This window comes from Bradyrhizobium huanghuaihaiense, from assembly GCF_007830635.1.
GTDB classification, from domain to species: Bacteria; Pseudomonadota; Alphaproteobacteria; order Rhizobiales; family Xanthobacteraceae; genus Bradyrhizobium; species Bradyrhizobium huanghuaihaiense.
The window spans coordinates 321,413-345,186 of record NZ_VLLA01000003.1; the positions used below are offsets into that span (position 1 = coordinate 321,413).

General features: G+C 64.3%; 21 protein-coding genes. 10 read left to right on the plus strand and 11 right to left on the minus strand.

Going from position 1 to position 23,774, the window contains the following annotated elements; translation table 11 throughout:
* Positions 1-193: 193 nt before the first annotated feature.
* The 4 genes from IQ16_RS09315 to folE all read right to left on the minus strand — a co-directional run bounded on the left by IQ16_RS09315 (position 194) and on the right by folE (position 4,001).
* Positions 194-1,360, minus strand: a complete 1,167-nt coding sequence (locus IQ16_RS09315) for a DUF2336 domain-containing protein (protein WP_145831406.1) — start codon at positions 1,358-1,360, stop codon at positions 194-196.
* 288 nt (positions 1,361-1,648) lie between these two features.
* Positions 1,649-2,710, minus strand: a complete 1,062-nt coding sequence (locus tag IQ16_RS09320) for a transglycosylase (RefSeq protein WP_026312649.1) — start codon at positions 2,708-2,710, stop codon at positions 1,649-1,651.
* A 160-nt stretch (positions 2,711-2,870) separates the two neighbouring features.
* Positions 2,871-3,293 (minus strand): phosphoribosyl-AMP cyclohydrolase, encoded by a 423-nt coding sequence (gene hisI / locus IQ16_RS09325; protein WP_018647138.1) that lies wholly within the window; start codon positions 3,291-3,293, stop codon positions 2,871-2,873.
* Positions 3,294-3,320: 27 nt separating this feature from the next.
* Positions 3,321-4,001: a GTP cyclohydrolase I FolE gene (folE, locus tag IQ16_RS09330; protein WP_018647137.1), complete on the minus strand. Its 681-nt coding sequence runs from the start codon at positions 3,999-4,001 to the stop codon at positions 3,321-3,323.
* 251 nt (positions 4,002-4,252) lie between these two features.
* On the opposite strand from folE, the gene IQ16_RS09335 reads away from it, so the two are divergent.
* The gene (locus tag IQ16_RS09335; RefSeq protein WP_018647136.1) at positions 4,253-4,708 is read left to right on the plus strand and encodes an iron-sulfur cluster assembly scaffold protein; all 456 of its coding nucleotides are present in this window, start codon (positions 4,253-4,255) and stop codon (positions 4,706-4,708) included.
* Positions 4,709-4,843: 135 nt separating this feature from the next.
* Here the strand turns inward: IQ16_RS09335 and IQ16_RS09340 are convergent, their stop codons facing one another.
* Positions 4,844-5,743, minus strand: a complete 900-nt coding sequence (locus IQ16_RS09340) for a COG3904 family protein (RefSeq protein ID WP_026312648.1) — start codon at positions 5,741-5,743, stop codon at positions 4,844-4,846.
* A 249-nt stretch (positions 5,744-5,992) separates the two neighbouring features.
* Between IQ16_RS09340 and yidD the strand changes: the two genes are divergently transcribed.
* Together yidD and IQ16_RS47485 are read left to right on the plus strand one after the other, a co-directional pair.
* Complete coding sequence (gene yidD / locus IQ16_RS09345; protein ID WP_018647134.1) at positions 5,993-6,331, plus strand: membrane protein insertion efficiency factor YidD; 339 nt, start codon at positions 5,993-5,995, stop codon at positions 6,329-6,331.
* A 91-nt stretch (positions 6,332-6,422) separates the two neighbouring features.
* Positions 6,423-6,632 (plus strand): hypothetical protein, encoded by a 210-nt coding sequence (locus IQ16_RS47485; protein ID WP_026312647.1) that lies wholly within the window; start codon positions 6,423-6,425, stop codon positions 6,630-6,632.
* On the opposite strand, the gene IQ16_RS09355 is transcribed toward IQ16_RS47485, so the two are convergent.
* Together IQ16_RS09355 and IQ16_RS09360 are read right to left on the minus strand one after the other, a co-directional pair.
* Positions 6,633-7,841 carry a hypothetical protein gene (locus tag IQ16_RS09355; protein WP_018647132.1) on the minus strand — a complete coding sequence of 403 codons (1,209 nt, stop codon included), beginning with the start codon at positions 7,839-7,841 and terminating at the stop codon, positions 6,633-6,635. It abuts the gene before it with no gap.
* 2 nt (positions 7,842-7,843) lie between these two features.
* Positions 7,844-9,211, minus strand: coding sequence for an APC family permease (locus IQ16_RS09360; protein WP_018647131.1), 1,368 nt, complete (start codon positions 9,209-9,211; stop codon positions 7,844-7,846).
* A gap of 321 nt (positions 9,212-9,532) precedes the next feature.
* Here IQ16_RS09360 and IQ16_RS09365 point away from each other — a divergent pair, with 321 nt between their 5' ends.
* Both IQ16_RS09365 and IQ16_RS09370 read left to right on the plus strand, forming a co-directional pair.
* Positions 9,533-10,837, plus strand: coding sequence for an alpha/beta hydrolase (locus tag IQ16_RS09365; RefSeq protein WP_145831407.1), 1,305 nt, complete (start codon positions 9,533-9,535; stop codon positions 10,835-10,837).
* Positions 10,838-11,000: 163 nt separating this feature from the next.
* On the plus strand, positions 11,001-11,333 hold the full coding sequence (locus tag IQ16_RS09370; RefSeq protein ID WP_244635607.1) for a GrlR family regulatory protein: 333 nt from the start codon (positions 11,001-11,003) through the stop codon (positions 11,331-11,333).
* Positions 11,334-11,350: 17 nt separating this feature from the next.
* Here IQ16_RS09370 and IQ16_RS09375 read toward each other — a convergent pair whose 3' ends face one another.
* Complete coding sequence (locus tag IQ16_RS09375) at positions 11,351-11,740, minus strand: hypothetical protein (RefSeq protein WP_018647128.1); 390 nt, start codon at positions 11,738-11,740, stop codon at positions 11,351-11,353.
* Between the two features lie 92 nt (positions 11,741-11,832).
* Positions 11,833-13,008: an MFS transporter gene (locus IQ16_RS09380; protein WP_018647127.1), complete on the minus strand. Its 1,176-nt coding sequence runs from the start codon at positions 13,006-13,008 to the stop codon at positions 11,833-11,835.
* Between the two features lie 186 nt (positions 13,009-13,194).
* Between IQ16_RS09380 and thrS the strand changes: the two genes are divergently transcribed.
* Positions 13,195-15,237, plus strand: a complete 2,043-nt coding sequence (gene thrS, locus IQ16_RS09385; RefSeq protein ID WP_018647126.1) for a threonine--tRNA ligase — start codon at positions 13,195-13,197, stop codon at positions 15,235-15,237.
* 93 nt (positions 15,238-15,330) lie between these two features.
* On the plus strand, positions 15,331-15,894 hold the full coding sequence (locus tag IQ16_RS09390) for a nitroreductase family protein (protein ID WP_018647125.1): 564 nt from the start codon (positions 15,331-15,333) through the stop codon (positions 15,892-15,894).
* A 33-nt stretch (positions 15,895-15,927) separates the two neighbouring features.
* Here IQ16_RS09390 and IQ16_RS09395 read toward each other — a convergent pair whose 3' ends face one another.
* Positions 15,928-16,737: a LysR family transcriptional regulator gene (locus tag IQ16_RS09395; RefSeq protein ID WP_020608097.1), complete on the minus strand. Its 810-nt coding sequence runs from the start codon at positions 16,735-16,737 to the stop codon at positions 15,928-15,930.
* 273 nt (positions 16,738-17,010) lie between these two features.
* Here IQ16_RS09395 and IQ16_RS09400 point away from each other — a divergent pair, with 273 nt between their 5' ends.
* From IQ16_RS09400 to IQ16_RS09410, 3 genes are all read left to right on the plus strand, one after another.
* The gene (locus IQ16_RS09400; protein ID WP_018647123.1) at positions 17,011-17,424 is read left to right on the plus strand and encodes a TadE family protein; all 414 of its coding nucleotides are present in this window, start codon (positions 17,011-17,013) and stop codon (positions 17,422-17,424) included.
* A 1-nt stretch (position 17,425) separates the two neighbouring features.
* The gene (locus IQ16_RS09405; RefSeq protein ID WP_018647122.1) at positions 17,426-19,096 is read left to right on the plus strand and encodes a pilus assembly protein TadG-related protein; all 1,671 of its coding nucleotides are present in this window, start codon (positions 17,426-17,428) and stop codon (positions 19,094-19,096) included.
* Between the two features lie 223 nt (positions 19,097-19,319).
* A complete protein-coding gene (locus tag IQ16_RS09410) occupies positions 19,320-20,579 on the plus strand; it encodes a serine hydrolase domain-containing protein (RefSeq protein WP_018647121.1) in 1,260 nt (419 codons plus the stop codon).
* On the opposite strand, the gene IQ16_RS09415 is transcribed toward IQ16_RS09410, so the two are convergent.
* Positions 20,565-23,027, minus strand: coding sequence for a putative bifunctional diguanylate cyclase/phosphodiesterase (locus tag IQ16_RS09415; RefSeq protein WP_026312644.1), 2,463 nt, complete (start codon positions 23,025-23,027; stop codon positions 20,565-20,567). The genes IQ16_RS09410 and IQ16_RS09415 overlap by 15 nt on opposite strands.
* Positions 23,028-23,774: the final 747 nt, after the last annotated feature.

Sequence of the window (23,774 nt, forward strand, 5' to 3'; positions counted from 1 at the left end):
GCGAGCGCAGCGAAGCAATCCAGACTGTTCCCGCGGCGGGATTCTGGATTGCTTCGCTGCGCTCGCAATGACGAAGTGCTCTAGCCGTACGATAAGTATCGTAGGGTGGGCAAAGCGGAGCGTGCCCACCATCTGATCGTTGATGGATGGTGGGCATGGCGCTGTGCGCCTTTGCCCACCCTACGGCATCTTGCTAGGCCGCGATCAGAACCGGATCGATCGCATCATCCGCAACGATCTCGTCGCAGAACAACCTTGCCTCTTCGCGCGCGGACTCTGTGGCAAAGCGGCGGAGCAGGACCATCAGCGGCTCGGTGGCGCCGCGGTCGGTCTCGCAATGGGTGAGCACGCGCCCGACCATGCGACGGCGCAGCCGGGCCGCGCCGTCGTCGCTGTCGACAAAGCCCTGCTCGTGGCAGGCATCGAGCGCGACCTGGAACGCCGCGAACGTCGCCTCGGGCAGGCCCGCGCGGCGCAGCAGCGCGTGCAGGCTGTTGCCGCCGCGGTCGTGCAGCAGCGCGGTGACGCGCGCCAGCGGCATGTCGGCGAGCTCGGCCAGCGCCGCGTCGAACAGGTCGAGATTGCTCGACAGCAGCGCGCGCAGGATGAGGCCGGCGGTCAGCTGGCCGGTGACGCGCAGATGATGCACCAGGCCCTGCATGTCGTCGCCGCGCGAGCGCGCCGCGATGTTGATGGTGGAGCGGTCGCGCGCCTCGATCGTCACGCGCTCGGCGCGGTCGGCGCTCAGCCAGTTCCGCGCCACGACGAATTGCGCCAGCGTCTCCGAGAGCTTTGCCACCAGCGCGGCGCGCGTTGCGGCAGGCAGATCGTCCAGCACCAGCATCGCCTCGCGGATCGCGGCGAGATGGCCGTGGCGTTCGACGATGCGATTCCATGAGAACGGCGCGAGCTCGGCATGCGGATTTTCGATCAGCTCGAGCGCCGACGCCGCGCAGCCGACCTCGGCGATGGCGGCGCAAACCGACACCGGCAGCGCGATGCGGCGGGCGACCGCGCACTGCACCTCGTCATTGCCGGTCGCAACGATGTCGACGAGATCGGCATCGATCAGCAACGGAGAATGTTCGAGCACGGGCAGCGCGACGGTCGGCTGGTCCGCTGACAGCGCCCGCACGATCGACGCCGGCGCATCAGGGCTGCGCGCAAACGCCTCGGCCATCGCCTGCCGCACCAGCGGCGAGGGATCGTCGAGCAGCATCAGAAGCGCGCCTTCGGCGGCGATGCGGTCGTCATGGGAGAGATCCGAGATCAGCCAGGCCCGGGCCAACGCCCGTGTCGCCTCGGCCCGCTCGCCGGCGGGGGCCGTCCTGATCCAATTGATGAACTGCCGAACAATCATGCTGCTTCCGGCTTACACAACAAACGAAAATGGTGACGGCTCGTCACCTGCAACACAAAATAAACCACGACGCTTAACAAAGCGTTCACCATAACTGGCTGGTTTTATTGACGTTTTGTTAAGGGAACCGAGACGCCTCGGTTCGCGTGCCCCGGACGCTGCGCAGCACGAAGTGATGCGCTGCTGAGCCGGGGCCCATAAATGTTGGAGAACAGTGCTTGTTGCGTGGGTCCCGGCTCTGCGCAGCAACGCTACGCGTTGCAGCGCGTCCGGGACACGAGATCTCGACTAGCTCGAGAACGTGCCGCTGCGATCGCTGAAGAGATCGAGCGGCTGCGGCGGACGCACGTCCGGCGTCGCTGAGGCGACTGACGTAAGCGAGGCGTTGTTGCCCCACAATTTCTGCACCGTCGCCGAGACCGGCTGCGTGACATCGCCAGGCTGATAGATCGAGCGAAACACCGGCGTCGACGGCGCATTGTCGGCGACCGTCGTTGACGACGTCGCGCTGACAGGCGTCACGGCGCGCGTATTCGGGAAGGTCTGGAGATAGGCCGCGTTGTCGACCACAGGCATTGTGGGCTGCACGCCATTGGCGCTGGCAACCTCAGTGGTCGAGGGCGCGCCGCCATACATCGCCATCGCGCTGCGCGTGACCTTCGAATTCGCCGCGCTGGCATAGCGCGCATCGAGCACCGAATAGACCTCGGAGACACTGCGGGCGCGGCCGTCCTTGGCATAGAAGATCGAGCGATTGGCGGATGCCGCGTTGGGAAACAGCCGCGCGCCGACGGCTTGCGGATTGTCCTCGGCATTGGCGATCAGCTTTGCCGCCCCGCCGACGCCCATGAAGTGCGCCATGTAGAGCTCGCTGTCGCTCGGCCTGCGTCCGAGCAGGCCAGTGAGCTTGAAGCTGTTCGACTGCGTCAGCGCCGCGGCCATGCTGGATGCGGCCTCCGGATCGTCGCGCAGCTTCATGATCGACCGCTTCATGAAGGGATCGTCAACGGTGTAGGTGCCGGACGACGTCCTGGTGATGGCGTCGGCATAGTTGCCGTAGCCGAGCTGGCTCCCCGCCTCCTTTACGGTGCCGAGCCAGGTCTGGTCGATGAACTGGTAGAGCCCGTGCGCGGACGAGGTGGTGGCGCCTGCCGTCGGATCGAAATCCGATTCCATCTTGGCGGTGGTCAGCATGTACTGGAAGCTGACGCCGGAGATGTTCGAGGCCTGCTTGATCGCGCCGGCGACACGCGCCCGCGTCGGATCGAGAACCGCCGTCTGCGAGGCACTGGAATTGTCGACCGACATGATGGAGTGCCCGCCCCGCGCGGCGTTGAGCGACGCCGGCAATTCGGCGCCCTGTCGTCTCACCGTGGGACAGGTATGGTTAATGCGGGGTTAATTTCGGCTCTCCCTGCCCATCCCCGAGTCATTCCGGGGCGCGCGAAGCGCGAACCCGGAATCTCGAGATTCCGGGTCGGCTCTTCGAGCCGCCCGGAATGACAGGTTGCTACTTTTTATAGACCGCATTCGGATCGAACAGCCTGTCCGCGTCGGTGAACACCAGCCTCGCTCCCCCGCCCTCGGCCTCGACCTTGCGGTAGAAGCACGACCGGCGGCCGGTGTGGCAGGCTGCGCCGATCTGCTCGACGCGGATCCAGACCGCGTCCTGATCGCAATCGGTGCGCATCTCGACCACGCGCTGGGTCTGACCTGAGGTCTCACCTTTTCGCCACAAGGCATTGCGCGAGCGGCTGAAGTACCAGGCTTCGCCGGTCGCGATGGTCTTGCGCAGCGCCTCGTCGTTCATGTGCGCGACCATGAGCACGTCACCCGTAGCGACGTCGGTCGCGACGACCGTCACGAGGCCCGCGGCGTCGAACTTGGGGAGGAAGGCAAGGCCTTCCTCGATCTCATGGGAGTGAGCGGACACAACAAACCTCGCTGGTCATTCGCGAGGTCAGCGCTGCAGGCCTCGCACCATGGACAGGAAACGGGCCTGCTCCGCCGGATTGTCGCGGAACATGCCGGTGTAGCGGCTGGTGAAGGTGGAGGCGCCATGCTTGGCGACGCCGCGCACCGACATGCAGGTATGCTCGGCCTCGATCAGCACCGCAACGCCGCGGGGTTTCAGGATCTCGTCGATGGCCGCTGCGATCTGCGCCGTCAGATGCTCCTGGGTCTGGAGCCTCCGGGCGAAAATGTCGGTCAGGCGGGCAAGCTTGGACAGGCCGACGACGCGCTCCACCGGAGTGTAGGCGATATGCGCCTTGCCGTAGAACGGCATCATGTGATGCTCGCACTGCGAGGTGAACTCGATGTCGCGCACCAGCACGAAATCGTCATAGCCGGCGGTCTCGCCGAAGGTGCGGTCGAGCACCTCGGCCGGGCACTGGTGGTAGCCCTGATAGAGCTCGTCGAAGGCCTCGACCACGCGGCGCGGCGTGTCGAGCAAGCCCTCGCGATGGGGGTTCTCGCCGATATAGGCGAGCAGCGTCTTCACGGCCTGTTCAGCCTCGGCGCGCGCGGGGCGCGGCTGATCGGCGCGGACGGCGGCCGCGAGGAATTCGGCAGGATCGAGCTCGGCCGGGCGGCTCTCGAGCTGCTTATTGGGGCGGATCGGCTTGATTGTAGCGTCCATGTCTACTCCGTTCGACGGCCTTGTGGCCGGAGTGTCACCGGCAGACGGGGCGGCAAGCCGCCGGACGCCTGAAGAGAACAGTTTTGGCGAAAAGGCCCTTCGGTCACAACGTCGATAGCGCAGATCGGGATCACCGCCGCCGCACCGCTGGACTGTTTTTCCACCAGTTCCGACCCTATATAGGACCGTGGACCGCGCCCGCCAAGGCCGATCCGGCCCGGAAGTGGTGTGGACGTGTTGGACTCCATCACATGCTGAACGACATTTATAACAAGCGAATCATCGAGCTGGCCGGGAATATTCCGCGCCTCGGGCGCCTGTCGGCCCCCGATGCCAGCGCGACCGCCCACTCCAAACTGTGCGGCTCGACCGTGAAGATCGACCTCAAGATGGATGGCGACACCGTCACCGACTTCGCCCATGACGTGAAGGCCTGTGCGCTGGGACAGGCCTCTTCATCCATCATGGCAAGTCACGTGGTCGGCTCGACTGCGAGCGAACTCCGTGAGTTACGCGAAACCGTTCGCAAGATGCTCAAGGAGAACGGCACGCCTCCTCAAGGCAAATGGGAGGAGATCAAGTTCCTCGAGCCGGTCCGCGACTACAAGGCACGGCACGCCTCGACGCTGCTGACCTTCGATGCGGTGGTCGATGCGATCGGTCAGATCGAAGCCAAGGCCAAGCAGCCCGCCGCGGCACAGGGCTGAGCCCAAACGACGTCATTCCGGGCGCGCGCCAGCGCGAGCTATGGTGCGCAAGTGCGCACCTGAGAATTTCGTGCGACAACATCTGGATTCCGGGTTCGTCGCTTTGCGACGCCCCGGAATGACAGTGTGGGGAGCTTACTTCTGCGCCGCGGTAGCCGGCGCCGCCGCGCTGCCCGTGGGCACCACGGCTTCCGCCGTCTTGGTCGATTTGGCCGACTGCTCCAGTTCCGCACCGAACCTCGCCTGCGTCTTCGGCCCGAGTTCCGCCATCGCCGGTGCCGTGACGTCCACATGCGGCAGCACGTCGGCGACGAGATCCGTCGTCACCAGATTGGTCAGCTTCAGCTCGCCTGCATCGAGCTCGTGCAGATCTTCCCAGGGGGGAACGCTGAGCGCGAGCGACAGCAGGTCTCCGGCGCCGCCCATGTCGAAGGTGTATTTGGCGAGGCGGCCGATGTCGCGTTCCACGATCATCAGGTCCTGTGCGCTGTAGCTCGCGGCCTTGGCATCGTCGGCGCGGTCACCCATCCAGATCTGGTGGACCCGAACATGCGCTGCTTCCGGCACATAGCGCTTCTTGCCGGCCAGCAGCAGGAACACGCACATGGACTCGCAATAGGCCTCGGGCGCGACCGAAGGACGGGCCGACTGCCCGCCGCGGTTCTGAAGGCTGATTCCGACCGTCGTCAAAAGTCCGAGATTGCGGAAGCGCCGGCCGAGCGTGATCGCGTCGTTGACGGAACCGCCGCTGGAATCGAGCACCACGGTGGCGCCGCCGAGCTGGCGTCCGCGAGAAAACTCTTCGAACTCCTTGGGCGTATCAGCGGTGATGATGCCGACCGCGCTGACCCAGCCGCGGCAATTCGGTTCGCAAGCGACCCAGCTGAACTTCATCGGCAACTTGCGCTCTTCGAGAGCGCTACCCGCTCGGGCCGATGACCCGAATGTCGCGACGGCGCCGGCCAGCGCGACTCCACAGACGGCGGTTCCCACCAGCAACCAGCCGCGAACATCAAGGGAGTTCAGAAGTTTCAATCTGGTTCCTTCCCCAAAGCCCCAAGGTCGCCAAACAATCCCCGGTAGCGCCCTCTGAGTCCATCATACAGGCGTATGTTTTCTACACACGGCCGTCATAAAAATGGTATCCGGGCGAATACAGATCGTCCACAGATACTTGCTGCACTGCTCCCAGAAAGCAGGCAAAATATGGCGCGCAAACAACACCTTACAGTTCCCTGCGCCGGAACCGGGCAACACTTCGCTTAACGTCGCAGCAACGCGCCCATGAAGCATTCAACCTGCGAGCATTGTTCCACTCCCGTCGAGGGCGTCCTTCGCCTTCCGCGAAGATTTGGCCGCGCGCTGATCTGGCTCTATCGCCACACGCTCTCGCCGCTGGTCGGATACAATTGCCGGCACCTGCCGACCTGCTCCGTCTATGGCGATGAGGCGATCGAGCGCTTCGGGCTCTGGGCCGGCGGCTGGATGACGCTCGCGCGCCTGCTCCGCTGCAATCCGTACGGCACCTCGGGCATCGACAATGTGCCGCTCGTCGCGCCGCAAAACGCGCGCTGGTATCTACCCTGGCGGTATGCCCGCTGGCGCGGCGTCAACGCGTCCTGAGCTTGCTGCAGCGCTTTGCGCATCGCTGACCTCGGGGGAACTGGAACCGTCGCCTCGCGTTGTTGTGATGCTCCCGCGGGAGGAAACAACAATGCGCTGGAAAATCAGCCCTCATTTTCACCTCAGGCCGGGGCCCGACCCTGGTCCCAGGAAGCCTCACGATCCCAGAACCCTCGATATGCTCGCCATCATTGCACTGCTGGTGCTCGCGGCCGGCTCCGGCTGGTATCTGGCGACGAGCCTTGCAACGCCGCCCAGCACGACGGCCTTCGTGGTGCCGAGCCAGAGCGTGCACTGGTAGCTAGCGGAACCAGAAGAAGCGTCCCGGCGGCGGGATCGGCTCCGGCGGGCGCGGTCGCTTCGGCCGCGGCGGTCGTGGCGGCTCGGCGGACGAAGCGGTCTCAGCCGCCGGCGCGCTCTCGCTTCCCGGCACTTTCACCGCCAGCAGAAGATTGGATTCATGCATGCGCCAGCGATAGCCGACGCCGAAGTCGATCGGCTGGGCGCGCGTGAACAGTTCGGCGTAGCGCTCCTGGTAGCGTCCGGGGAACTCATCGATCGGCCCGAGGTAGCGGCCGAACGGGAAGAAGCGCCACTGCCGTGCATTGTAGTTGGCAAGCGGAATGCCTGAATCGTCCTGGACGATGGTGGCGCTGTTGGCGAGCAGCCAGTCGCGGACGACCGTGAAGTTGCCGGAGTGCATGAGATAGGACGCGCTCTTGAGCAGGCTGTTGCCGGGGCCTAGCGTCTCGCTGAACTTCAGGAAACCGGTCGCGCGCGCGCCGGAATTCGAGAGGTCGGTCGAGAAATAATACAGCGTGCGCACCTCGCCGTCGCTGCCGGCGAAGGTGATGCGGACACCGCGCGTCGCGTTCGGTCCCGGATTGTCGTTCCCCACATGCATGCCGCCCTTATTGTCGAGCGCGACCATCTCGACGTTGCGGATAGTCTTGCCGGAGCGGGCGAGGAAGACATAGAGAATCGGCAAGGTGCCGTTGACCTGGTTGGCGTGCAGGTCGACCTTCATCTGCTTGGTGATGAAGAAGGAGAAGCTCAGGATCGAGCCGAGCGAGCGCTCGACATTGTAGAGCGCGGCGCCGACCGAACCGCGCGGCACCTTCGTCAGGTCGGGCACCGCGCCAACCGGCTCCAGCGCGCCGAGCACGTAGGTGCTGGCCTTGGAATAGAAGGCATTGGCGTAGAGGAAGTCCGGGCCGCTGAACATGTAGAACATGGTCGGCCGGGGCGCAGCCAGATTGACGTCGGCCCAGGCGCGGATCTTCGATATTTGCCGCTGCTCGAGCTGGGCGAAGGCGTTGTCGAAGAATTTTGCGTGATGCTGCCAATTGGGGTCCCTGGTCAGCGGCACCAGCGGCGAGTCCGCCGCAGGCTGCATGCCCGCAAGGAAGCGCGCGGTATCGTCAAAGGTGACGTCGGCGGCAGATGCGGACGAGACGGCCGCAGCCAGGAGGGCAAGAGCGACTGCCGCAATTCTCATGGATCGAAACATGTCTATTCGCGGTGTGATGAATTGCCAGCGGCGACCGGCCGCCTGCGGAAGACAGCATAGATCAACAGGCCCGAGACCATGACGAGCATCCCCGAGAGCGACTGCACCGGTCGCTCGGTCAGCAGGTAGTACATCATGAACGCGGTCACGAGCAGGAAAACGAGCGGCGTGAACGGGTATCCCCAGGCGCGATAGGGTCTGGGCAGATCGGGATCGGTGATGCGCAGCTTGATGACACCGGCGACCGTGAAGAACGAGCAGAACAACAGCGCGAACTGGATGAAGTCGAGCACGGCCTCGAAGCTGCGCGTGAACAGCAGCAGGGTCGCGACCGCAAGCTGGAACAGGATGGCATAGGCCGGCGCACCGCTGACCGATCGCTTCGAGAACACGCGCAAGGCGGGAATGTCCTCCCCCATCGTCATCATCACGCGCGGGCCGATCCACATCATCGCGCTGATCGAGGAGATCAGACCGACGCAGATCATGGCGCCGACGATCCGGCCGCCGAGGCTGCCGAAGATGGCGGTGCCGGCGACACTGGCGACGTCGAGCTGGCCGGCGAGCGCGCCGACGGGCGTGGAATAGAGGAACACCGCGTTCAGCGCGACATACAGCACCAGCACGATCAGCGTGCCCGCGAGCAGTGCACGCGGCAGGCTTTGTTGCGGCGTGTTCATCTCGCCGATGATGTAGGTCGCGGCATTCCAGCCCGAGAACGAATACATCACGAAGACGAGTCCGATCGCAAACGGCGCGCTGACGATATGCGCGAGGTCGCCCGGCTGCGGCGTGAAGGCGATCGGCTGCGGCGCGCCGATGATGAAGCCGGCGACCAGAAAGGCGACGATCAGCACGACCTTCAAAATGGTCGAGATCAGCTGGAAGGTCGAGGAGTGCCTGACGCCGGTCAGCTGCACGATCGAGACCAGCCACACCACGCCGAGGGCGAGCGGGATCGGCGGCAGATCGGGAATGACCGACTTGGCGTATTCGCCGAAGGCCATCGCGGCAAGCGCGACGGGCGCTGCAAAGCCCACCGTCGCCGAGACCCAGCCGGCGAGAAAGCCGAAGGCGGGATGATAGGCGCGGCCGAGGAAATTGTACTCGCCGCTCGAGCGCGGAAACATCGCGCCCAGCTCGCTGTAGGAGAACACGCCGCACAGCGCGACGATGCCGCCAACGGTCCAGAGCAGGAGGATCGAGAAGCCGGACGGGATGTCCTTGACCTGGAAGCCGAGGCTGGTGAAGACGCCGACCCCGATCATGTCGGCAACGACGATGGCGGTTGCGACCAGAGCGGAGACCCCGGGCCCGCTCCCGGTCAGCCGGCCAGTCCAGGGTGCGGTACCCGCATCTGATGCCGTCATCGGGGTCCTTAACCTCAGGCGTCTCGCCTCACGGGGAGCATCGTGCAGTTTGCTTCAGTCAATTCAAGCAGGGTTAACAAGGGCTAAATGAGGCAAAGGGCATCGGTATTTTCGCACCGCTTATGCATGGTCGTGGGCGATAAACCGACCCAGACACCGGAAAATCCCGTTCCCTACCCCCACAATCACGACACGATTGCGTGGTCCTTTTGAGCGTTCCGGATGTGGGGAAGTTTCTCCGGACACTTAACGTCGCCTAAACGCCAGTCGGCTCAATTGTCTAGAGATTGCCGATGGACGTGACTTTGGGGTCATGGGTGGATGGTCGGGGCCGTTCCGAACATGAGAGCTGACATTCGTGCCGACCGGGCATCGTCCGGTCGACACGGTCGTGCGCTCCGTGTCGGCCTCGTCTCAGCCTTGGTGCCGCTGTCGCTGACGCTGGTTCAATGCGGCAAGGCGCCCAATCCGGCAGCGCTCGCTGCGAACTCGCAGGCCAATGTCCAGGTGGTCGCCAAGACCAACACCCAACAGATTGCCAGCGCCGACACATTCGAGGATCGCTTCCCCGCCCCGCAGTTCAGGGAGCGTTTCCCCTCTGCGAGCGAGAGCTTCCTGCAACGGCAGATGTCGGACTTCTCGCCCAAGCGCGCCGTGCAGCAGCAGCCGGAGCAGCCGCCCTACAAGGTCGCCTCGCTCGCGCCGCAAGTCCCCTACCAGCGTCCGCCGCGCGACGACCTGACGACCCTCGTCAGCATGAAATCGTCCGCCTTCCCCTATTTCGGCAACAACCCCGCCTCCGACGCGCCGTTCCTCAACATCTCCAAGGGCGACCGCCGCGGCCACCGCAGCTATTCCGGACGCGTCTACTGGCAGGACGAGACCTACAGCGACAGCCGCGTGCTGGTGCACGTGCCCGAGCATTTCGACGTCCGCAAGCCCGGCGTGATCGTGGTGTTCTTCCACGGCAATGGCGCGACGTTGGAGCGCGACGTGCGCGACCGGCAGCTGGTGCCCAGGCAGATCACCGATTCCGGCGCCAATGCGATCCTGCTTGCGCCGCAGATGGCGGTCGATGCCGCCGATTCTAGTGCCGGCAAGTTCTGGCAGGCCGGCGGCCTCAAGCGCTTCATGGAGGAATCGGCTAACCACCTCGCCCGCCTCACCGGCGATCCCGACAGCGCGCGCGCCTTCGCCAACATGCCGATCGTCATCGTCGGCTACAGCGGCGGCTTCCTGCCGACGGCCTGGAGCCTCGAGGTCGGCGGCATCAGCGACCGCGTCCGCGGCGTGGTGCTGCTCGACGCCGTCTATGGCGAAATGGACAAGTTCGCTTCCTGGATCGAGAGCCACCGCTCCGGCTTCTTCGTCAGCTCCTACACCCGTTACACCGCACGGCGTGACCGCGAGCTGATGAGCATGCTCAGGCAGAAGGGCATCAGCGTCTCCGAGGACATGGACGGCCCCTTGCGCCCCGGCAGCGTGGTGTTCGTCGAAACCGGCGACGGCATCACCCATCGCGACTACGTGACCCGCGCCTGGACGCGGGATCCGCTCAAGGACGTGCTGGTGAAGATGTCGGCGACGCCGGCGCTGGCCCTGACGCGCGTTGCGTCAAGCCGTTAGGATATTGCGCCAGCCGGTATTTGCCCGCGCTTGCCTGCAATTGTCTCACCAGCTGATCAAAATGTGATGTTGATGGGCTTTCGTTCCCGGGAGCCAACGGATTGCGCTCACTGCCAACGACCATAATTTGCCAGCCGAGTTGCGGCCGGAATTCTGCGGGGACATGCGGGTGCGTCAGGGACTGTACAAGGCCGACTTCCACACGGTTCACGGGACCGGGTGCGGCGTCGTCTATGTGATGGATGGCAAGATGCGCGGCGGCAATTCCGCTTTCGCCTTCATCGGCACCTACACGGGCGAAGGCGACAGCATCAAGGTCAAGATCTCGACCCAGCGCTACAATGACGATCCGTCCTTCAAGGCGCTGTTCGGCATCGACCGGATCACGCTGACGCTCACTGGTCGCGAGGACGGCGACACGGCGGAGTTCGAAGGCAGCGCGCTGCAAGTGCCGGGCGTTGCCTTCAGGGCCGTGCTGAGCTGGATCAGCGATTAGCCGCCCGGCTCAAAGCGTTAGGTCTTGGGCAGCTTCGGAATGCTCTCGGCAAAGCCGTTGAAGCAGGCCAGCCGCTCGTCCTCTTCCTTGAAGAAGCGGCAATCGGCGTACCCCTTGGCCTTTGCCGGCTTCGGCTTCGGCGCCGGCGGGATCACCGCGTCGTAGCAGTTGAGACGGTCCTTGGTGCCGTCATCGATCTCGAGACAGGCCTGGAGCCGCGCCGCGATCGATTGCGGCTTGCCCTTCGGCGCCGGAGTAGCCGTCGCGGCCGCCGCCTTGGTCCCCTCCTTCGCCCCCTTGGGCTTGACCTGCACCAGCGGCTTGTCCCCGATCATCGGTGGCTTGTCGGCTTGCGCGAACGCGGAGGTGGAATAGAGCACCGCAGCAACCGCCAGAATCATCCTCATCTCTGTCAACTCTCTTTGGTCCCCATGACCGGCCTTCTAGCGCTGTAGTGCGCCGTTTGCCAAGCACCTTGCGCACACGAACACGCGGGATGTCAGGCCGTCGCAGCCGCAGCCGGCCGGGGCCGGGTCAGAATCACCAGGACCAGCGCCAGCACGACGAAGCCGACCGCCACGAAGCCGATCGCATGCAGGAGCTCGCGGGCGAACAGCAGTCCGCCGGTGGCGGACCCGACGGCCTGGCCGATATAGAGGACGGAGGTGTTGAGCGCGACGGTCGCCGGCGCCAGCGGCGGCGCGGCCGCGACCAGCCGCACCTGCTGCATCGAATTGGTGGAGGCAAAGCCGAGCCCCCAGATCGCGACCGCGCTCGCCATCAACGCGATGGTACCCGCGCTCAGCGCCCACACGGCGATGCCCGCAAGCACGAGGCAGGTGAACAGCAACGAGGTCCGGTAAGGCCCCCAGGTGTCGACGATACGCGTGGCGATGGCGACTCCAAGGAAGCCGCAGATGCCATAGATGGCGAACACCATGCCGACCGCATCGGGACTCGCCCCGGTCAGCTTCTTCAGCAGCGGGCCCATGAAGGTGAACACCACGAACTGCCCGGACATTTGCAGCATGGTGATCGCCAGCAACAGCAAAATCGTCCTGCTACGGCCGACCGCACTCCAGGTCTTCAGATCCACCGGCGTGCCCTTCAAGCCCGCCGGCAGGCGCAGCAGCAGCAACAGGAAGCTGATGCAGCCGAGCGCGCCGATCCCGCCATAGGCGGCGTGCCAGCCATAGCGGCTGGCGATGAAGGTGATCAACGGCAGACCGACGGCGGCCGCCAGCGACCAGCCGAGAAAGATATAGGCGATCGTGCTGCCGCGCCGCTCCGCCGGCACGATCAGTGCCGCGGTGCCCGCCGCCTGCGGCGTGTAGAGCGCACCGACCGCGAGCATGACCAAGCGGATGACGAGGAGGCTCGCATAGTCGGGCGCAAACGCCGAGGCGAGATTGCCGAGTGCGAGGACCGCTAGCGTCCCGGTGAGCAGAGTCCGTCGCTCGATGCGGCTGGTCAGCCATGCCGTCAGCGGCGAGCCGATGCACAGCGTCACCGCACCGAAAGTGATCAGGAGCCCGGCCGCGTGGATGCTGATCCCAAGCCCCGCCGACAATTCCGGCAGCATGCCCGCCGGCGCCAGCACCGAGCAGCCGGTGACGAGATTGCCGAGCATCAGGGCAGTTGGCGCGAAACGGCCGGCGGCCGGGGGATTTTCCATGCAAACGCATGTAGCGGCGGCGTGTGACGAGTTAAAGGGCACAACGCCAAATAGTTGGGGCTGCGCCGCGGGTTTTGCGCCTCACTTTCTTGGAAATGCCGGATTGCACAGGCCGAATCGCCTGATATATCGCTCGTTCCCGCTTACCTGCGCTCGTTCGCAGGAGTGAGCCTCAGGAGAAAAGCAATGACCGACCAGCCCAAATCCGAGTCCGGCTTCCAGTATAGCCTGTCCAACCTGAAGCCCGTGACCCCCGCTCCCAAAGTCACCCTCACCTTCCCCGACGGCGCCCGGCGCGAATACGACAAGGGCATCACCGGCCTCGATATCGCCAAGGGCATTTCCCCGTCGCTGGCCAAGCGCACGGTTGCGATGGCGCTCGACGGCGAGCTCGCCGACCTCAACGATCCCATCGAGGCCGATGCCAAGATCGAGCTCGTCAATCGCGACGACCCGCGCGCGCTCGAATTGATCCGCCACGACTGCGCGCACGTGCTGGCGGAAGCCGTGCAGACGCTGTGGCCGGGCACCCAGGTCACCATCGGTCCGGTGATCGAGAACGGCTTCTACTACGACTTCTTCCGCAACGAGCCGTTCACGCCGGAAGACTTTGCCGCGATCGAGAAGAAGATGCGCGAGATCATCGCGCGCGACAAACCCTTCACCAAGGAAGTCTGGGATCGCGAGAAGACCAAGCAGGTGTTCCGCGACAAGGGCGAGGCCTTCAAGGTCGAGCTGGTCGACGCCATTCCCGGCACCGAGCCGATCAAGATCTATTACCAGGGCGACTGGTTCGATCTCTGCCGCGGCCCGCACATGACCTCGACCGGCAAGGTCGGCAATGCCTTCAAGCTGATGAAGGTGGCCGGCGCCTATTGGCGTGGCGATTCCAACAACCCGATGCTGACCCGCATCTACGGTACGGCCTTTGCCAAGCAGGAGGACCTCGACGCTTATCTGAAGCAGATCGAGGAAGCCGAGAAGCGCGACCACCGCAGGCTCGGGCGCGAGCTCGACCTCTTCCACTTCCAGGAAGAAGGTCCGGGCGTCGTGTTCTGGCATCCGAAGGGCTGGACCATCTTCCAGCAGCTGATCGCCTATATGCGCCGCCGCCTGACCGGCGATTACAGCGAGGTCAATGCGCCGCAGATCCTCGACAAGGTGCTGTGGGAGACTTCGGGCCATTGGGGCTGGTACCGCGAGAACATGTTCGCGGCGCAGTCGGCCGGCGACGAGGCCGAGGACAAGCGCTGGTTCGCGCTGAAGCCGATGAACTGCCCCGGCCACGTTCAGATCTTCAAGCACGGCCTGAAGAGCTATCGCGACCTGCCCTTGCGCCTCGCCGAGTTCGGCGTGGTGCATCGCTACGAGCCGTCCGGCGCCATGCACGGCCTGATGCGCGTGCGCGGCTTCACCCAGGATGACGCGCACATCTTCTGCACCGAGGACCAGCTCGCCGAGGAGTGCCTGAAGATCAACGATCTGATCCTGTCGACCTACGCGGATTTCGGCTTCACCGGCGACCTCACGGTGAAGCTGTCGACCCGTCCCGACAAGCGCGTCGGCACCGATGCGATGTGGGATCACGCCGAGCGCGTGATGGCCACCGTCCTGCGCGAGATCCAGACGCAGAACAATCACATCAAGACCGAGATCAACCCGGGCGAAGGCGCGTTCTACGGGCCGAAGTTCGAATATGTGCTGCGCGACGCCATCGGCCGCGACTGGCAGTGCGGCACCACGCAGGTCGACTTCAACCTGCCGGAGCGGTTCGGTGCGTTCTACATCGACCATGACGGCGGCAAGAAGCCGCCTGTCATGGTGCACCGCGCCATCTGCGGCTCGATGGAGCGCTATATCGGCATCCTGATCGAGCACTATGCCGGCAACTTCCCGCTCTGGCTCTCGCCGGTGCAGGCGGTGGTCACGACCATCACCTCGGAAGGCGACGAGTACGCCAAGCAGGTGCTGGAACAGGCGCGGCGCGCGGGGCTTCGGGTCGAGATCGACCTGCGCAACGAGAAGATCAACTACAAGGTCCGCGAGCACTCGCTGGCCAAGATCCCGGCGCTGCTCGTGGTCGGCAAGAAGGAGGCCGAGACGCAGTCGGTCTCCGTCCGCCGGCTCGGCAGCGACGGCCAGAAGGTGATGACGACCACCGAGGCGATTGCCGCCTTGGTCGACGAGGCGACGCCGCCCGATGTGAAGCGGGCTCGCGGCGCGGTCTGATCCCTGAAATCGATCTAAACTCGCTTCCGGTTGCGGGCGTGCATGCTTATCTCGGTATGGCACGCTCGACGACCAGCTGAAGAGGACCTTCCCGTGCCCGACGCCATCGAACTCCTGAAGACCCGCCGCTCGGTCAAGCCGCGCGAGATGACCGGACCCGGCCCGTCGGCGGCCGAACTCGAGACGATCCTCACCATCGGCGCCCGTGTGCCCGATCACGGCAAGCTCGCGCCCTGGCGCTTCATCATCTTCGAGGGCGATGCCCGCCAGCGCGCCGGCGAGGTGATCGCGAAGGTGTTTGCCCGCAAGAATCCGGGCGCGCCGGCCGCCGACGTCGAGACCGAGCGCAAGCGCCTCATGGACGCGCCACTGGTGATCGGCATCGTCAGCTTCACCAAGCCGCATCCGAAGGTGCCGGCCTTCGAGCAGGAATTGTCGGCGGGCGCCAGCGCCATGAACATCGTTACGGCTGCGACCGCGCTCGGCTATGGCGCCTGCTGGCTGACCGGCTGGTTCGCCTTCGATCGCGACGTGCTTGACGGCCTTGGCCTCAAGCCGGACGAGAAGCTCGCAGGCTTCGTCCATATCGGCACGCCGACCAAGCCGAGCGAGGACCGTCCGCGCCCCGCGCTGTCCGATATCGTGACCAGGTTTTAAGCCCGGAAAGCTCGCGCCGCCGGGCTGAGGAACTCATCTCGGCTCGAAGAACAATGATCCCAGCTGCTTCGTGAGTTCAGCCACACGCGCGTTGCCGAGACTCGCTCTCACGCACATGATCCGGCGTATGGTCGGCAATTCAGGAAGATAATAGTCCCTGGCGACGATCACCGTGTCGGGCACCTTGCTGGCAGGCACGGCGGTGAATCCCATGCCGGCCTCCACGGCTCGCAGCTTGACCTCGAAATCGGGGCTGTTGAAGACGATCTTGTATGAGATCTCGTGACGTTCGAGCGTTCGTACCATCCAATCGTCGCCAGGCCATGTCAGGATCGGAATGGGAGATCCCGGACTTACCACAAACTGCTTCGCCCTGACCCAGACGAGCGGCTCTTCAATTCCTGCTACGATCATTTGGCGGATGTCGCCATCCATGCGCGGCTGATCAAACATGCAGGCAATGTCGAGATATCCCTCGATCAAGGCTTTCGCGAGGGTGCCGGACTGATCGACCTGGACGAAAATGCCGGAAAGACTGCCGGCAGATTGCTGCGCCTTGAAGAAATTGGTCGCGAAGAGCGAATTGAGCCCCAGCCTGACCGGCTGCGAACGATCAGTATTGCCGGACAGTCTCAGTAACTGGTCATTCGCCTCGATCATGCGTCTGGCTTGTTGCAGGGCAAGCCTGCCGAGATCGCTGAGGGCCGTACCGGCCGAGGTCCGCTCAAACAGCGGTCCGCCCACCAGGTTCTGAAGCCTCTTCATCTGGGAACTGATCGCCGGCTGGCTCAGGCCCAGCAGTTCACCTGCCTTCGACAGGCTCCCGGTCTCGGGAGATCGCAATCGCAGTACGCACGATTTCCGTAGGAATATTTACGTACCCCCTGCGTTGATTCATTTAATTAATCTCCCTTAAAGGGATTAACTCCTGGTTGTCCTCGTTAAATATACCCTACAACTCTGAGATGTTGACCTAAAGCAAGCTTTCTATAGCCCCATAAATTTTTTGGGGGCCAAAGCCCGCAATAGCACCCGCAAATATACGGAACGATCCATAAAATAAGCCGTAACGAGCGTGCCCGCATCCTCGACCACAACAAAGGGTTGAGGTCCGACATGCTTCGATTCGTGCTCTGCCTGCGCGGCGCTTCCGCCGTCGAATTCGCGCTGATTACGCCTCTCTTTCTATTGATGCTGTTTGGGATCGTCATCTTCGGCGGCTATCTCACGATGATCCACGGGGTCCAGCAGCTTGCCGCGGAAGCTGCCCGCTCGTCAGTCGCCGGCATCTCCGACAGCGAGCGCAACACGATTGCAACCGGCTACGTCTCTGCAAACGCCGCGACCTACCCGCTGCTCGATCCGGGCAAAATTGTCGTCAGCGCCGCTCCATCGAGCAGCTCCACGAACGTGTACGTGGTGACCGTGACATACGACGCGTCTAGCAGCATCATCTTCGCGCTTCCACTCGCACCGGCTCCCTCCTCCACGATCGCTCGTTCCGCCAGCATTCCCTATGGAGGGTTCTAGGATGAAATCGGCACAGCACCTCGTGCGCCGGTTTGCCTCCGACGATCGGGGCAACGTTGCGATCCTGGGAGCGATTGTGATGACCCTGGTCATCGGCTTCGCCGCGCTTGGGGTGGATCTCGGCGCGATCTTCGCCGACAGGCGCAAGGCCCAGAGCGCAGCGGACCTCGCAGCGATCGTCGCTGCCGGCAACCTGAACAACGCCACCAATGCCGCCTCTGCGACCGTCGTGCGCAACAACTATCCGGCGAACGCGCTGGTCGGCGTCGAGCTTGGAAATTACACGGCCAATGCTGCCGTAACGCCGGACAAGCGCTTCGTCACGCCGGCAACAGGAACGCCGACGGCCGCGCGGGTCACCCTCGAAACAAAGACACCGCTCTATTTCGCCCGTTACATCACCGGTTCGAGCCAATATACGATCAAGACCACAGCAACGGCATCGAGCACGGCCCTTGCTTCGTTTGCGATCGGCTCACGCCTTCTTGCGGTCAACGGCGGGCTGATCAACGCCATGCTTGGGTCAATGCTGGGCACAAACCTTTCACTGACGGCCATGGACTATCAGGCACTCGCGAACGCGCGCATCGACGCGCTCGATTTCCTCTCTGCGGTCGCGACGCGGGCCAATGTGACCGGCCCGACTTACGACAATGTCCTGAGCAGCAACATTAAGATGGCCGACTTTCTTGCGGCCATGCTGACGACGCAACAGACCGCCAATGGCAACAACGCGGCCACGATCACCTTGTCGAGCATCGCCCAGGCCACATCCGCACAGTCAACCCGGATTGCTCCGGGATCGCTCCTGGATCTTGGGCCTTACGGCAGCCTCGCAATTGGCCAGAAGCCGAAGGTCGGAGCCAGCCTCTCGCTCTTGAGCTTGCTGGCCGGCACCGCCGCTGTTGCGAACGGAACCAATCAGATCGCAACCAGCGTGAACCTCAACCTGCCTGGGATCACGCAGGTTTCCGTCGTCGCCACGGTCGGCGAACGTCCCGTGGGCTCGGGCTGGTTCGCCGTCGGTGCCCAGGGCGCAAGCGTCCACACGGCCCAGACGCGCGTCCTGATCACGATCCAGCTCGCAGGCAGCGGCGGCATTCCTTCAGTCAATCTGCCGATTTATGTCGAGGTGGCACCGGGTACGGCCACGCTGTCCGGCATCTCCTGCGGACGGCCCGACATCAGCAGTTCGACTGTCACGCTCGGCGTTACCCCTGGCGTCGTCGACGCCTGGGTCGGCAACGTTTCGATGGCCGACATGACCAATTTCAGGACCAAGCCGAACCCTCCGCCCGCCGCATTGGTCAACCTATCTGGCGTGACCATCACCGGCCGCGCTCATGCTGAAATCAGCAATACCGCGGCAAAGCAGGTCGACTTCAGCTACGCCGACATTCAGGCTCAGACAATCAAGACAGTCACCACGACAAGTTTCACCTCATCGTTGATGTCGAGCCTGCTCAGGGACATGAGCTTGACAGTCACGACCGGCCCCCTCGCGCTGCCGCTGCCCGGCGCCGGCTCGACGATCGCCAATATCCTTTCCGGCGCCACGAGCTCGATCGATCAGATACTCGCATCCACGCTTGCCGCACTCGGCGTCGGAATCGGGCAAGCGGACGTATGGGTTTCCGGCGTGCGATGCGACGGTGCGGTGCTCGTCAACTGATCGAGTTGCCGCAATCCGCCCCAGGGGATCAAGGTCCAGGTCGATAAATTCCTCGCCAGCGTTCGTGCCATGTAGGCGGCTGCTCCCAATTGCGAGGCCGGCCAAGCTCGGCGAGGACCGGCCGCGACCGTTCCTTTCGGAAATCGTGACGCGATTTTAACCGATGGCTTGTTGACGCCTTCGGCATCTTGCGGCTTTGATCCCGCAGAGGGAGGAAGCCCGGATGAAGCGTCGTGAATTTCTGGTCGGAGCCGCACTGCTCGCCGGCACGATGGCACGGGGCCGTGCCGCCAACATCCCTGCTCCGTCGCCCGACGGGCTCGAGCGCATCACCGCCTATTTCAACAACGAGGTCACGAGCGGCCGGCTGCCGGGCGCCGTGATCCTGGTGCAGCAGCACGGCAAGCCGGTCTATCTCAAGACCTTCGGCGTGCGCGACACCAGGACCGGCCTCGCGATGACGCCGGACACGATCTTCGCCATCCACTCGATGACCAAGCCGATCACGTGCCTCGGCGCGATGATGCTGATCGACGAGGACAAGCTCGCGCTCACCGATCCCGCGTCGAAATACGTCCCGCTCTTTGCCGACACCAAGGTCGGAATAGAGCCGGAGGGGACATCGACGGTCGAACTCGAGCCGCCGATCCGTCCCGTCAACATCGAGGATCTGCTGCGGCACACCTCGGGCATCAGCTACGACTATATCGGCGCCCCCTGGGTGATGCAGGTTTACCAGGCCGCCAATATTTTCGAGGGCCCCTTCAACAACAGACAGTTCGCCGACCGTATCGCCAAGCTGCCGCTGACGCGCCAGCCCGGGACGCTGTGGCGCTACGGCCATTCCACCGACGTGCTCGGCGCCATCATCGAGATCATCTCCGGCCAGACACTGTACCAGTTCCTCAAGCAGCGCATTCTCGATCCGCTCGGCATGACCAGCACCAAATTCGTGCTGACGACACCGGAGGAGCGCGCGCGGATGGCGCGGCCGCTGCCGAACGACCCGATCCTGCTCGCCGGCGAGCGCGACCGCCTCGCCCATCCCGAATGGGAATCCGGCGGCGGCGGGCTGTTGTCGTCCATCACCGACTATCAACGCTTCTCGCAGATGCTGCTCAATGGCGGCGAGTTCGAGGGCAAGCGTTACCTCAGCCCCGCCGCGTTCAAGGCGATGACGACCGATCATATCGGGCCCGGCTCGGGTGTGGGGCGCGACTATTTCTATTTCCCGGGTGACGGCTTCGGCTATGGCTACGGCATCGGCGTACGCACCGATCCCGGCAACGCGAAGCCGCCGCCGGCGGGATCGATCGGCGAGTTGAAATGGGACAGTGGCAGCGGCACCTATTTCGGCGTCGATCCCAAGCTCGACATGGTCTACCTCATGATGCAGCAGACCCAGAACGAGCGCAGCCGCATCACGCCCGCCTTCAAGGCGCTGGTCTACGACTGCTTCCCCGAGGCGCTACGCCGCCCGTGAGGCGCGCTGGCCGAACTTGGCCAGCAATGTCGCGATCTCCGCGGCGGGCCGCGCCGCACTGAACAGAAAGCCCTGCACCTCGTTGCAGCCTTCGGCGCGCAGCCAGTCGAGCTGATCCTCGGTCTCGACGCCCTCAGCGGTCGTGGTGATGTTGAGGCTGCGGCCGAGCCCGGAGATCGCGCGCACGATCGCGCCGCAATCGGGACGCCGCGCCAGATCCTTCACGAAGGAGCGGTCGATCTTGATCTTGTCGAACGGGAAGCTTCTGAGATAGCTGAGGCTGGAATAGCCGGTACCGAAATCATCCATGGAGATGCCGACGCCGAGCTCGCGCACCTGGTGCAGGATCGCGAGATTGGCGTCGGTCTCGGCCAGGAAGATCGACTCGGTGATCTCCAGCTCCAGCCGCTTCGGCGACAGGCCGGACTGCGCCAGCGCCGAGATCACGACCTGGACAAGGTTGCGGCTGCGGAATTGCGCCGGCGACAGGTTGACGGCGACCTTGACGTCGACGGGCCATTTCACCGCTTCGGCGCAGGCCTCGCGCAGCACCCATTCGCCGAGCTGGGTGATCAGGCCGATGTCTTCGGCGACCGGAATGAACTCCGCCGGCGAGATCATGCCCTTGTCGGGGTGGCGCCAGCGCAGCAGCGACTCGAAGCCGGAGATGCGGTCGGAGGCAATCGACACCAGCGGCTGATAGTGCAGCTCGAACTCGCCATTGGCGAAGGCCCGGCGCAGATCGAGCTCCATGTCGCGGCGCTTCTGCGCCTGCAGGTCCATCTCGCGCTCGAAGAAATGATGCACGCCGCCGCCATCGGACTTCGCCCGGTACAGCGCCATATCGGCGTTGCGCATCAACTGCTCCGACGTCACGCCGTCACCAGGCGACAGCGCGATGCCGATGCTGGCGCCGATCACCATCTCCTGCCCGTCGATCTCATAGGGCGCCTTCAGCATGTCGATCAGCAGGCTCGCGCAGGCACTGGCCTCGTTCGGCGAGACGTCGGCGGCCAGGATCACGGCGAACTCGTCGCCGCCGAGCCGGGCCGCGAGATTGGCACCGCGGACGGCAATGGTCAGGCGCTCGGCGACCTCCTTGAGCAGACGGTCGCCCGAGGGATGTCCAAAGGAATCGTTGATGTTCTTGAACAGGTCGAGGTCGATGTAGAGCACGCCGACGCGCTTGCCCCCGGCCTGGTCGAGCGCCTGCTTCAGTCGCTCCTGGAAATATTCGCGGTTCGGCAGGTCGGTGAGCCCGTCATGGTGCGCCATGTGGGCGATGCGCGCCTCCGCCTTGCGCCGCTCGGTGATGTCGACCACCGCGACCAGGTAGCCGTCGCGATCGTTGAATGCGACGCGGCGGCCGAAGGTGAGCACCTCGATCTCGCTGCCGTCGGCGCGCAGATGCCGCCAGTTGCGCGGGGAGTGATAGGTGTCGCCGACGCGTTCGAGGGCCTCGGCGTGACTGTCCCACTCGTCCTGCGGCCAGATCTCGTGCAGCTTCATGCGCAGGAAAGTGGCGCGGCTGTAGCCGTAATGCTGGACCGCGGCATCGTTGACGCTGAGAAACTCCTTGCTCTCGGCGTCGAACACCCACATCGGCATCGGGTTGTTGTCGAACAGCAGGCGGAACGAGGCGTCGCGCCGCTTCAAGGCGGTGACGTCGGAGATCGTCAGCGAGACCACGTCGGCGAAGGCAGTGGCGCTGAGGCGGAGATGGCGATCCTCGTGCTCGATCTCGAGCTGTTCGCCGCGGCCGCCGGAGATGGACCTGAGCAGGAATTCCATGACATCGGGCGATGCCAGCAGCGTGCCGCCCTCGCCGATCCGGCGCCACAACAGGCTAGCGCCTGCGGCCTCCAGCAGCACGCCTGCGCTCTTGTTGTGGTGCACGATCTGGAGATCGAACGGCTTGCCCCCGGCGTCGCGCAGCGTCGCCAGCGAGATCACCGCATCGTCCGTCGCGGAGAAGATCGCATCCAGCAGATTGTATTGCGCGCCGCGCTCGTTGACATAGGCGCCGACCAGCGTGGCGCCCCAGCGCGAGGCGGTCGGCAGCGCCAGCACGTCATAGGTCCTGACCATGCCGTCGCGTACGCAATGCGCGCTCGCCTGGTGCGGCCGGCCGTTCGCCAGCGCGCTCGCCGCCGCTTCCGACAGCGCCGTGGCGCAATCCGGCGAGAGCTCCTCGACCGGGATGTCCCAGCGCTCCTCGCCGAGCCATTTCTGCACGTAGCGGCCGCTGCGCGACAGTTCGAGCGCACCGTCGTTCTTCAAGAGCGCGATGTGGTCGGCGAGCCGGCCGAGGCTGCCGAGCATCACGTCCTCATAGCGCGGCAGCCGCTCACCCGGCTTCAACGCGGCACGCCATTTGCGCTGAAGCACCGGGATGTCGTCGAACATTTCGGCGGCCGGTTTTCCCGGCATCTTCTTTGCGGCAGTCATCGCAGTCCCCAACGCACTTTCCCGGCGCATCCAATGCAGGTGCACTTAATGACGTGTAAAGAGCGCGCGGGCGCAGGTTCCATTCAGTGATTATGACAGTTTTAAGTCAGGTGTTGGTTAGTGCGCGTTAGAGACTATGACGGCTGTGCTTTGCGTATGCGTGATGAGATGGCGACAGCGTCGCGTCACTCTCGGTGTCGTCCTGGCGAAAGCCAGGACCCATAGCCACTGAACTTCGTGGTGGCGAACGCTGGTGGCCACGCTGAACTTTGACGACGCCGACCGGGGTAATGGGTCCTGGCTTTCGCCAGGACGACGTTGGAGAGGTTTGGCGCGCCTGCATCAACATCGTCATTGCGAGCGCAGCGAAGCAGTCTTTCCGCGGATACATTTCTGGATTGCTTCGCTGCGCTCGCAATGACGGAATGTGCAGGAGCGCCGTACATAACTCTCGTGTCCCGGACGCGCCGCAGCGTTCTTACGCTGCTGCGCAGAGCCGGGACCCAGAAGGCCACACCGCTTGCTGCTACATGGGCCCCGGCTCTGCAGCGCATCACTTCGTGCTGCGCAGCGTCCGGGGCACGAGACCGTCGTTCGATGACCAACATAGGTTCGCGTCCTCGCGGCATGTTTCGCCCGAGCTTTGCCTCGATGCCTCACCCCCAGTGAAAGAGGGCGCAGGGAAGACCGGGTGCCGGCCGGGCACCCACGGTCCACTGTGCGAAAGGTGGCAACAAGGAATTTGCA